The sequence below is a fragment of the Streptomyces speibonae genome, from assembly GCF_984686075.1.
The window spans coordinates 2,924,467-2,936,102 of record NZ_OZ480260.1; the positions used below are offsets into that span (position 1 = coordinate 2,924,467).

Genomic DNA, 11,636 nt, shown 5'->3' on the forward strand with positions numbered 1-11,636 from the left:
GCTCCGCCGGTGCCGGGTCAGTGGCCGAGATGTTTGCGCATGCTCTTGTCGACCGTGCGCTGCACCCGGTCGAGGATGTCCGCGACGAGCTTGCCGCGCCGGGGCCGCGCCTCCACGCTGCCCAGCACCGCCCAGCCGTCGACGAAGACCACCGGGGCCTCCTCGTCGGTCGCGTCGAGGGTGTCCACCTCGAAGGAGCCGAGGACACCGCCGCCGGTGCCGCGCAGCGAGATGTTCTCCGGGACGCGGATCTCGACGCTGCCGAACACGGAGAACGCCTTGATCATGACCTGCTGGTGGTCGAACATCGCCTCGCTGAGGTCGATCTCGACGCTGCCGAAGACCGCCCAGGCGTGGATGCGGCGGCCGGTGCGCCAGCGGCCCTTGCGGGCGGCGGCGCTGAACACCGCGACCACGTTGTCATCGGGGTCGGCCGGAATCGCGCCCAGGGTGGGGCGGCTGGGGGCGGAGGAGGGCGCCGTGCGCCGCTGGTGGGCTATCGGCAGGTCCTGGACGAACGCGTCCAGTTCGCCCACCGTCTTGGCGGCCAGCACACCCTCGACGCGCTCCGCGTGCTCGTCGGCGGTCAGCCGGCCCTCGGCGAGGGCCTCGCGCAGGAGGTCGGCGATACGGTCCCGGTCGGCGTCCGAGGCGCGCAGTCCGGCGGCCCCCGCCGCGGTCTCGGGTGCGGTGTCCGGCTGCTGGGCGTGCTTCTGAAGGTCCACGGCAGCAGCGTACCCAAACGCGATAGATCGCGACTACCCTTCGGGACGGACAACTGAGGACAACCTCACAACTTCGCCACCGGGGGCAGGTCCTAGGCTGGAGCGCGCCCGCCGACGGAGGCGGGCGGTCTTCCGTCGAGTGAGGAATGGGCGAGATGCCTGAGTTCGAGTACGCCGATCTGCTCCCCATGGGAGAGGACACCACCCCCTACCGGCTGGTGACCTCCGAAGGTGTGTCCACCTTCGAGGCCGACGGCCGGACGTTCCTCAAGGTGGAGCCGGAGGCGCTGCGCAAGCTCGCCGAGGAGGCCATCCGCGACATCCAGCACTATCTGCGCCCCGCGCACCTGGCGCAGCTGCGGCGGATCATCGACGACCCCGAGGCGTCGGCCAACGACAAGTTCGTCGCCCTTGACCTGCTGAAGAACGCCAACATCGCGGCGGCGGGCGTGCTGCCGATGTGCCAGGACACGGGCACGGCGATCGTCATGGGCAAGCGCGGGCAGAACGTGCTGACGTCGGGGCGTGACGAGGAGGCCCTGAGCAAGGGCATCTACGACGCGTACAAGAACCTGAACCTGCGCTACTCGCAGATGGCTCCGCTCACCATGTGGGAGGAGAAGAACACCGGGTCGAACCTGCCGGCGCAGATCGAGCTGTACGCGACGGACGGCGGGGCGTACAAGTTCCTGTTCATGGCCAAGGGCGGCGGGTCGGCCAACAAGAGCTTCCTGTACCAGGAGACCAAGGCCGTGCTGAACGAGGCCTCCATGATGAAGTTCCTGGAGGAGAAGATCCGTTCGCTGGGTACGGCCGCCTGCCCGCCGTACCACCTGGCGATCGTGGTCGGCGGCACGTCGGCCGAATACGCGCTGAAGACCGCGAAGTACGCCTCCGCGCACTACCTGGACGAGATCCCCGCCGAGGGGTCGCCGCTCGGGCACGGCTTCCGGGACAAGGAGCTGGAAGAGAAGGTCTTCGAGCTGACGCAGAAGATCGGCATCGGGGCGCAGTTCGGGGGCAAGTACTTCTGCCACGACGTGCGCGTGGTGCGGCTGCCCCGGCACGGGGCCTCGTGCCCGGTCGCGATCGCGGTGTCGTGTTCGGCGGACCGGCAGGCCGTCGCGAAGATCACGGCCGAGGGCGTGTTCCTGGAGCAGTTGGAGACGGACCCGGCGCGGTTCCTGCCGGAGACGACGGACGAGCAGCTCGACACCGACGGCGACGTCGTGCGGATCGACCTCAACCAGCCGATGAAGGCGATCCTGGCGGAGCTCAGCAAGTACCCGGTGAAGACCCGGCTGTCGCTGACCGGTCCGCTGGTCGTGGCGCGCGACATCGCGCACGCGAAGATCAAGGAGCGGCTGGACGCGGGCGAGGAGATGCCGCAGTACCTGAAGGACCACCCGGTGTACTACGCCGGGCCCGCGAAGACGCCGGAGGGGTACGCCTCGGGCTCCTTCGGTCCGACCACGGCCGGGCGCATGGACTCCTACGTCGAGCAGTTCCAGGCGGCGGGCGGGTCCAAGGTGATGCTGGCGAAGGGCAACCGCAGCAAGCAGGTCACCGACGCGTGCGGCACGCACGGCGGGTTCTACCTGGGCTCCATCGGCGGCCCCGCCGCGCGGCTGGCGCAGGACTGCATCAAGAAGGTCGACGTCCTCGAGTACGAGGAGCTCGGCATGGAGGCGGTCTGGAAGATCGAGGTCGAGGACTTCCCGGCGTTCATCGTCGTGGACGACAAGGGCAACGACTTCTTCCAGGACCCCGCCCCGCAGCAGCCGACCTTCACGTCGATCCCGGTACGGGGCCCGGGTCTGGCGTAACGCCCAGGAGCCGCGTGACGGGACGGGCGGGTGCGGACCGCTCCGCGCCCGCCCGTCGCGCGCCCGAGCGCCATCGGCCCGCGTCAGGGGCGCAGCACCGTCGCGGTCCACAGCTCGCCGTCGGCCGGCCGGGGTATGCCGACACCGGGGTCGATCGTCACGTCTGACATCTGCTCACACCCAGCCGTCCGAATATCGGATATCGTGTGCTCCTTTCGGACAATATCGGCTTCGGCCCGCCCGTTCCGTTGACGGGATCAACCATCGCTGTGAGTCTTCTCGTCACTCCGACATGCACATGCCATGTCAATCCTTGTGTGGCTCACCCCCACAGCCACCTCCCGGAGGAGACAAGGTGATACGAAGACTCGCCGTCGCGGGCGTCTCGCTCGCCGTCGTGCTGGGCTGCGGAACACTCCCCGCCGTGGCCGCCGACTCCCGGACCACCACGGACACCACCACCGCCGCCGCGCCCGACGTCGACGTGGACAAGGTGCAGGAACACCTCAGTGAGCTGAGCGCCATCGCCGCGCGCAACGGCGGCAACCGCCGTTCCACCGGCCAGGGTTACGACGACTCCGTCGCCTATGTGAAGGGCAGGCTCCAGGCCGCCGGCTACACCGTGACCGAGCAGCCGTGCACCTCCGGCTGCTCCAGCGGGGCCGGCCCCAACCTGATCGCCGAGTGGCCGCACGGCGACGCCGGCACCGTGCACATGTTCGGCGCCCACCTCGACGGCGTCTCCGCCGGACCGGGCATGAACGACAACGGCTCCGGCTCCGCCGCCCTCCTCGAGACCGCCCTGACGCTGGCCCGGCAGAACCCGGCCATGCGCGACCGGGTCCGCTTCGCCTGGTGGACCGACGAGGAGCAGGGCCTCAACGGCTCCGACTTCTACGTCCGTTCGCTGTCGTCCGCCGAGCGCGCCAGGATCAGGGCGTACTACAACTTCGACATGGTCGCCTCCACCAACGGCGGCTACTTCATCAACCACATCACCTCCGCCGCCGCCGCGCCGATGAAGGCGTACTGGGACTCGCTCGGCCTGCAGCCCGAGGAGAACACCGAGGGCGCCGGACGCAGCGACGACTACTCCTTCGAGCGGTACGGGATCCCCACCTCCGGCTACGCGATGGGCGCCGGCGCCCGCAAGACCTCCGCGCAGGCCGCCAAGTGGGGCGGGACCGCCGGGTCCTCCTACGACCCCTGCTACCACCGGTCCTGCGACACCCTCGCCAACATCAACACCACCGGCCTCGACCGCGCCGCCGACGGCATCGCGTACACCCTCTGGCAGCGGGCCGTGGACACCGGCACGGGCGGCGACTGCGACACCGCCGGCGCCCTCACCAACGGCGGGTTCGAGAGCGGCACCTCGCCCTGGACCGGGAACACCGGCGTCATCGGCGCCCACACCGGCGCCTCCGCCCACGACGGAACCCGCTACGCCTGGCTGGGCGGGAACGGGTACACGAGCACCGAGTCGATCGGCCAGACGGTGACCGTGCCGGCCGACTGCTCCCGGGCGACGCTGAGCTACTGGCTGCGCGTCGACACCGACGAGTCCGGCTCCCGCGCGTACGACCGGTTCACCGTGCGGGCCGGCAGCACCACGCTCGCCACCCTGTCCAACGCCGATGCGGGCGGCGGCTATGTGCGGCGCTCGGCCGACCTGTCGGCGTACGCCGGACAGACCGTGACCGTGACCTTCACCGCCAGTGAGGACTACAGCCTGCGGACGAGCTTCCTCCTGGACGACGTGATGCTGCTCAACGGCTGACCCTTCCCCCCACGGGCCCTCCGCCCCGCCGTGCGCCCGCGCGGCGGGGCGGAGGGCATGTCCGGGAATACGCTCGTCGGGGACCGCTGCTGTGACTCCTCGGAGGTACCACGATGACGACCACGGACGACGACCGGCGCTACCGCATCGAGCACGACTCCATGGGGGAGGTGAAGGTACCGGCCGACGCCAAGTGGCGCGCGCAGACCCAGCGCGCCGTGGAGAACTTCCCGGTCTCCGGGCAGCGTCTGGAGCGGGCCCACATCGAGGCCCTCGCCCGCATCAAGGGCGCCGCGGCGAAGGTGAACGCCCGCCTCGGGGTGCTGGACAAGGACATCGCCGAGGCGGTCCAGGAGGCGGCCGGCGAGGTCGCCGAGGGCCGCTGGGACGAGCACTTCCCGGTGGACGTGTTCCAGACCGGGTCCGGGACCTCGTCCAACATGAACACCAACGAGGTCATCGCCACGCTCGCCACCGAGCGGCTGGGCCGCGAGGTGCACCCCAACGACCACGTCAACGCCTCGCAGTCGTCCAACGACGTCTTCCCCTCCTCCCTCCACATCGCCGCCACCGCGGCCGTCACCCGCGACCTGATCCCGGCCCTCGGCCACCTCGCCGCCGCCCTCGAGCGCAAGGCGGAGGAGTTCGCCGACGTGGTGAAGTCCGGGCGGACCCATCTGATGGACGCCACCCCGGTGACGCTGGGCCAGGAGTTCGGCGGGTACGCGGCCCAGGTGCGCCACGGCATCGAGCGGCTGAACGCCTCCCTGCCGCGCCTGGCCGAACTGCCGCTGGGCGGCACCGCCGTCGGCACCGGCATCAACACCCCGCCCGGGTTCTCCGCCGCCGTCATCGAGGAGGTCGCGCGCGCGACGGGGCTGCCGCTGACCGAGGCGCGCGACCACTTCGAGGCACAGGGCGCCCGGGACGGCGTCGTGGAGACCAGCGGGCAGTTGCGGACCGTCGCCGTCGGGCTGACGAAGATCGCGAACGATCTGCGGTGGATGGCCTCGGGCCCGCGCACCGGGCTCGCCGAGATCCGGCTCCCCGACCTCCAGCCCGGCTCCTCGATCATGCCCGGCAAGGTCAACCCGGTGGTCCCCGAGGCCGTGCTGATGGTCTGCGCCCAGGTCACCGGCAACGACGCGACCGTCGCCGCCGCCGGCGCCTCGGGCAACTTCGAGCTCAACGTGATGCTTCCGGTCATCGCGAAGAACGTGCTGGAGTCGGTGCGGCTGCTCGCCAACGTCTCCCGCCTGCTCGCCGACCGCACCGTCGACGGGATCGTCGCCGACCGGGAGCGGGCCCGGGAGTACGCCGAGTCCTCGCCGTCCGTGGTCACCCCGCTCAACAAGTACATCGGCTACGAGGAGGCCGCGAAGGTCGCCAAGAAGTCGCTGGCGGAGCGCAAGACCATCCGGCAGGTGGTCCTGGAGGGGGGCTACGTCGAACGCGGCGACCTCACCGTCGAACAGCTCGACGAGGCCCTGGACGTCCTGCGGATGACCCACCCGTGACGCATCGTGGCCCGGCGAGAACCGTGACGGGCGCCGCAGCGTCGTATGCCTGGGGCACCTAAAATCTGCTCATGACAGAGGGCGGAGCGATGAAGCGCGAGGAAGCGGGGCGTGCGGCCGCACACTGGACGCCCGGGACGCAGATCCTGTGGCGTTACCGGGAGAACGGCGGCGCGCACATCCATATCGTGCGCCCCGTCACGGTCGTACGCGACGACTCGGAGCTGCTCGCCGTGTGGATGGCGCCCGGCACCGAGTGCATGCGGCCGGTCCTCGCGGACGGCACGCCCGTGCACGAGGAGCCGCTCGCCACCCGGTACACCAAGCCGCGCACCGTGCGGCGGGGCCGCTGGTTCGGCACCGGCGTGCTGAAGCTGGCCCGGCCCGGCGAACCCTGGTCGGTGTGGCTGTTCTGGGAACCGGGCTGGCGGTTCAAGAACTGGTACGTGAACCTGGAGGAGCCGCTGACCCGTTGGGCCGGTGGGGTGGACTCCGAGGATCACTTCCTGGACATCTCCGTGCACCCGGACCGCGGCTGGCACTGGCGCGACGAGGACGAGTTCGCGCAGGCCCAGCGGGACGGCCTGATGGACTCCGCGCAGGCCGCGCGGGTACAGCGGGCCGGGCGGGCGGCGGTCGCGGTGATCGAGGACTGGGGGCCGCCGTTCTCGGACGGATGGGAGAACTGGCGCCCCGATCCGGCCTGGACGGTACCGTCACTCCCACAGGACTGGGACCGCACTCCCGCCCATGCGTCCTCGTGAGACCCTTGCTGCGCCCCGGGGCGGGAACCGTAGGATCGTCGTCCGCAAGGGCGCGGAGAACAATTGCCGGAGCGCGCGCTGGGCTTGACCAAACGTCACCGAGGGGCGGCAGGACGTGAGCGAGGGGTACGGAAACACCGGTACCGGCCGGGTACGGTCAGCCGGCGGCGCAGGAACAACCTCTGACCACACGCGGAATCCGTTCCGGGGGCACGTATTCCGGGTATCGGAGTTTCGGCGGGACGAACCGCGCGCACGGCGTGCGCCGGACGGATGGACTCGACACGCGTGACGGAGCAGCCGACCTCCTTCGAGCGCCCGCAGCCGGGCGTGGACCCCGCGGATCCCCGCGGGGCGCTCCTGCGTACCCCGCCACCGGCCCGCGTGCCGGACACCGGGGCCGCCTTACCTGTACAGGGCCGCTCCGGCGCCGAGCCGCCCGCGACCGGGGCCGCGTCCCCGGGGTCGCCGGGCGCCGCCACGCCGGGCGCGGTGACACCGGACGGCACCGAGCAGGCCCCCGCGGACACCCCGGAGTCGGAGCACTCCCAGCCGGGCGCCGGACAGGGCGCCGGAGCGGACACGCACCGCCCGCGTCCCGCACCGGAGGGCATCCCGGTGCAGCCGGCCGCGGGGCAGGAGCGTTCCCCCGCGCAGGCACCCGGCGGCAAGGAGCGCCGCACCGGGCAGGTGACACTGCCGGGGCGGCCGACGCCGATGCGGCGGGACGGCGACCGGCTGCGGTTCGTCGGCGCCGCCACCCGGCGGATCGCCCGCGGCATCGACCTGGACGAGATCGTGATGGGGCTGTGCCGGGCCACCGTGCCCACCTTCTCCGACGCGATCCTGGTCTATCTGCGCGACCCGCTGCCGGTCGGCGACGAGCGGCCCACGGGCCCGCTGGTGCTGCGGCTGCGCCGCACCGACCGGATACCGGCCGAGCGGGACACCGAGGGCGGGTTCGCCCCGGTCGCCCTCCCCCCGGAGCCGTCCGAGCTGGACTCGGTCGGCGAGGAGCTGTGCACGGTGCGGCCGGGCAGCGCGCTCGCCGAGGTGCTGCGCGGGGTGCGTCCGGTGTTCACGGACGCGCCGGCCGCCCGGGCCGCGCTGCCCGAACTCCTCGGCGCGGACGGCGCCTCGGCGGTCCCGGACGGACAGCGGGCGATCCTCGCTCCGCTGCGCGGCCGGCGCCGGGTGATCGGCGCGGCGCTGTTCCTGCGCCGTCCCGAGCGCATCCCGTTCGAGGCCGACGACCTGCTGGTCGCCGCCCAGCTCGCCACGCACAGCGCCCTCGGCATCGACAAGGCGGTGCTGTACGGGCGGGAGGCGTACATCGCGGACGAGCTGCAGCGCACGATGCTGCCGGAGAACCTGCCGCGCTGCACCGGGGTGCGGCTGGCCTCGCGCTACCTCCCGGCCGCGGAGACGGCGCGGGTCGGCGGCGACTGGTACGACGCGATCCCGCTGCCGGGCAGCCGGGTGGCGCTGGTGGTCGGCGACGTGATGGGGCACTCCATGACGTCGGCGGCGATCATGGGACAGCTGCGCACCACCGCGCAGACCCTGGCCGGTCTCGATCTGCCGCCGCAGGAGGTGCTGCACCACCTCGACGAGCAGGCGCAGCGGCTCGGCGTGGACCGCATGGCGACCTGCCTGTACGCGGTGTACGACCCGGTATCGCACCGCATCACCATCGCCAACGCCGGTCATCCGCCGCCGATCCTGCTGGAGCTGGGCGGCCGCGCCGAGGTGCTGCGGGTGCCCGCGGGCGCCCCGATCGGCGTGGGCGGGGTGGACTTCGAGGCCGTGGAGCTGGACGCGCCCGCCGGGGCGACGCTGCTGCTGTACACCGACGGCCTGGTGGAGTCCCGGCTGCGGGACGTGTGGACCGGTATCGAGCAGCTGCGCGAGAAGCTCGCCGCGACCGCGCAGCTGACCGGCCCGGACCATCCGCCGCCGCTGGAGGCGCTGTGCGACGAGGTGCTGGACATGCTCGGCCCGGGAGACCGGGACGACGACATCGCGCTGCTGGCGGCCCGCTTCGACGGGATCGCGCCGAGCGATGTGGCGTACTGGTTCCTGGAGCCGGAGGACGCCGCCCCCGGCCGGGCCCGGCGGCTGGCCCGGCGGGCGCTGTCCCGCTGGGGCATGGAGGACCTCAGCGACTCGGTGGAGCTGCTGGTCAGCGAGGTGGTGACGAACGCCGTGCGGTACGCGACGCGGCCGGTCACCCTGCGGCTGCTGCGCACGGACGTGCTGCGCTGCGAGGTCGGTGACGACGTGCCGCAGCTGCCCCGGCTGCGGCAGGCGCGCGCCACGGACGAGGGCGGGCGCGGGCTGTATCTGGTGAACCGGCTGGCCCGCCGCTGGGGTGCAACCCGGCTGAGCACGGGCAAGGTGGTGTGGTTCGAGCTGAACCGCGGCGGCTGAGCCGCCCGTACGGCGAAGGGGCGCCCGGTGCGTTCACCGGGCGCCCCTTTCGTGCGCCGTCCGCGGGTACCTGTCCGCGTGCCGCCTACTGGTCCCCGTCGAACCCCGGGTCCCCCGGATCGTCCGGGTCGCCCGGGCTTGTGAAGGTCGGCGAGTTCGTGGGCGTCTTCGTCGGCGGCGGAGTCGTCTCCGGCGGGGTCGTCGGCGGCTCCGAGGTCGGCGGCGCTGACGAGGTCTCCGGCGGCGCCTGGGTGGTGGGCGCCTCGCTCGTCTCCTCCTGGCTCGGCGTGTTCGAGGGCGACTCCGGCGGCGACGACGACCGGGGCGGCTTCACGGCCGCGCCCTGCTCGGTGTCCAGGTCGAACTTTCCGCCCTCGGCGGCGACGCCGAAGGTGTACTCCGCCCAGATCCGGGCGGGCGGCCCACCGCCGTTGACGCGGTCCTCGCCGAGGGCCCCGTACATTTCGACCTGCGGGTGCGGGGGCTTGTCGTCCTCGCCGAACAGCCCGACGGAGGTCACCAGGCCGGGTGTGAAGCCGGTGAACCAGGCCGACTTGTTGTTGTCCGAGGTACCGGTCTTGCCGGCGACCTGACGTCCGTCGCGCCGCGGGTTGTCCCGCACGGCCTTCTGGGCCGTACCGTCGTCGACCACGCCGGTGAGCACGGAGGTCACGGTGTCGGCGGCCTGACGGCTGATGACCTGTTCGCCGACCGCGTCGGGCATGGTGACCGTGCGGCTGCGGTGCTCCGCCGACTTGATCATCGTCGGGGTGGTCTTCTTGCCGTGGTTGTCGAGGGTGGCGTAGACCCCGGCCATCTCCAGCGGGCTGGCGCCCATCGAGCCCAGGGTCTGGGCGGGCACGGCCTCCAGGCCCTCGACGTCCATGCCGAGGTCGCCCGCAGTCTCCATCACCCTGTCCATGCCCACGTCGACGCCCATCTGCGCGAAGACGGAGTTGACGGACTTGTTCATCGCCGTCTGCACGGTGATGTCGCCGTAGTCCTGGTCATCCTCGTTCTCGGGGGCGAAGCCGACCCTCCTGCCGTTGTCGACCACTGGGCGCTTGCTGGTGCCGTCGTAGACGGTGTCGGCGTCGATCGGGTCGCCGTCCTGGGTCTCCGCCTCCTCCTCGAGGGCGGCGGCCAGGATCACCGGCTTGAAGGTGGACGCGGGCTGGTAGTCGTCGCGGGTGGCGTTGTTGGTGAAGTGCTTGAGGTAGTCCACGCCGCCGTACATCGCGACGACCGCGCCGTTCTTCGGGTTCACGGAGACGGCGCCGGCCTGGATGTCGGCGTCGACCTTGCGTTCCTTCGCATCGAGCTGGTCGGTGAGCTGCTTCTTGACCGACTTCTCCAGCGCGGCCTGCTTCTTCTTGTCGATGTTGAGGGTGATCGTCCAGCCGCCGGCGTCGACGAGCGCGTCGGCCTGCTTGGTGTCCTCCGCCGTGCCGTCCGCGACGAGTTGCCGCTTCAGCTCGTTGTTCGCGGCCAGCACCAGGTAGCCGGTCTGGCCGGCCATGCCCGGGTCGCCCTTGGGCTCCTTGGGCACGGGGAACTTCATGCCGGAGCGCTCGGACCGCTCCAGCCAGCCCTCCTCGACCATGTTGTCCAGGACGTAGTTCCAGCGCTGCTGGACCAGCTTCTTGGTGTTCTCGGAGGCGACCGCCCAGTCGTACTGGCTCGGTGCCTGGAGCAGCGCGGCGAGGTAGGCGCCCTGCTCGACGGTGAGGTCCTCGGCGTCGACGCGGTAGTAGGCCTGCGCGGCGGCCTGGATTCCGTAGGCGTTGCGGCCGTAGTAGCTGGTGTTGATGTACCCGGCGAGGATGTAGTCCTTGGACTTCTCCCGGTCCAGCTTCAGGGAGATGACCAGCTCCTTGAGCTTGCGGGTGACGGTCTGTTCCTGCGTCAGGTAGTAGTTCTTGACGTACTGCTGGGTGATGGTCGAACCGCCCTGCGTGCCCTTGCCGGTGAGGGTGTTGACCAGGCCGCGCGTGGTGCCCTTGATGTCGACGCCGGCGTCCTTGTAGAAGCTCTTGTTCTCGGCGGCGACGAAGGTGCGCTGCACCGGCTTGGGTATCTGCGCCAGGTCGACGACCTCGCGGTTGACCTCGCCGTCGCGGGCCAGGACCGAACCGTCGCTGTACTTGTAGACGTTGCTCTGCCGCTTGGCGTCGGCGTTGCCCTCGGGGATGTCGATCATCATGTAGAGCACGATGAAGGCGCCCATGCCGAGCAGGCAGAGGCCGAAGAAGGTACCGAGGATCTTCTTCCAGGTGAAGAAGCGGCGGATGCCGGTGCGGCCGGCCGCGCGCGACGAGCGGCCCTTGGGTGCCGCACGGCGCCCACCGCGCTGTCGTGCGCGTCTTTCTTCCGCTCGTCCCATACGCCCGTTCCGTTCCGCTTCGCTCGTGTGTGCTCAACTGCCACACAGGTTCGCCGCTCAGGTCAGCTCAGAAAGCTAACACCGGGAGCTGTGACAAAGGGCTGCCGATCCGGCCTTTACGGACGTGACAATCAGCACCCGCTTCACAGGAACCGACCTACGAGACCTGTGCGGGGTTGCTGCGATCAGGTAATGTGTTATCACTTTGATT

The 11,636-nt window shown here is 71.1% G+C and carries 7 protein-coding genes; 5 read left to right on the top strand and 2 right to left on the bottom strand.

What is annotated here, in order from left to right; translation table 11 throughout:
- Positions 1-17: 17 nt before the first annotated feature.
- Positions 18-725 carry a DUF1707 SHOCT-like domain-containing protein gene (locus AC5L3C_RS12965; protein WP_493649124.1) on the bottom strand — a complete coding sequence of 236 codons (708 nt, stop codon included), beginning with the start codon at positions 723-725 and terminating at the stop codon, positions 18-20.
- Positions 726-871: 146 nt separating this feature from the next.
- Here AC5L3C_RS12965 and AC5L3C_RS12970 point away from each other — a divergent pair, with 146 nt between their 5' ends.
- From AC5L3C_RS12970 to AC5L3C_RS12990, 5 genes are all read left to right on the top strand, one after another.
- A complete protein-coding gene (locus AC5L3C_RS12970; protein WP_493649125.1) occupies positions 872-2,551 on the top strand; it encodes a fumarate hydratase in 1,680 nt (559 codons plus the stop codon).
- Between the two features lie 355 nt (positions 2,552-2,906).
- A complete protein-coding gene (locus tag AC5L3C_RS12975) occupies positions 2,907-4,331 on the top strand; it encodes a M28 family peptidase (RefSeq protein ID WP_493649126.1) in 1,425 nt (474 codons plus the stop codon).
- Positions 4,332-4,444: 113 nt separating this feature from the next.
- Positions 4,445-5,848, top strand: a complete 1,404-nt coding sequence (locus AC5L3C_RS12980) for a class II fumarate hydratase (RefSeq protein WP_493649127.1) — start codon at positions 4,445-4,447, stop codon at positions 5,846-5,848.
- A gap of 71 nt (positions 5,849-5,919) precedes the next feature.
- Positions 5,920-6,612, top strand: a complete 693-nt coding sequence (gene fomD, locus AC5L3C_RS12985; protein WP_493649128.1) for a cytidylyl-2-hydroxypropylphosphonate hydrolase — start codon at positions 5,920-5,922, stop codon at positions 6,610-6,612.
- Positions 6,613-6,885: 273 nt separating this feature from the next.
- A complete protein-coding gene (locus AC5L3C_RS12990) occupies positions 6,886-9,042 on the top strand; it encodes a SpoIIE family protein phosphatase (protein WP_493649129.1) in 2,157 nt (718 codons plus the stop codon).
- An 85-nt stretch (positions 9,043-9,127) separates the two neighbouring features.
- Here the strand turns inward: AC5L3C_RS12990 and AC5L3C_RS12995 are convergent, their stop codons facing one another.
- Positions 9,128-11,425 carry a transglycosylase domain-containing protein gene (locus AC5L3C_RS12995; RefSeq protein ID WP_493649130.1) on the bottom strand — a complete coding sequence of 766 codons (2,298 nt, stop codon included), beginning with the start codon at positions 11,423-11,425 and terminating at the stop codon, positions 9,128-9,130.
- Positions 11,426-11,636 lie beyond the last annotated feature (211 nt).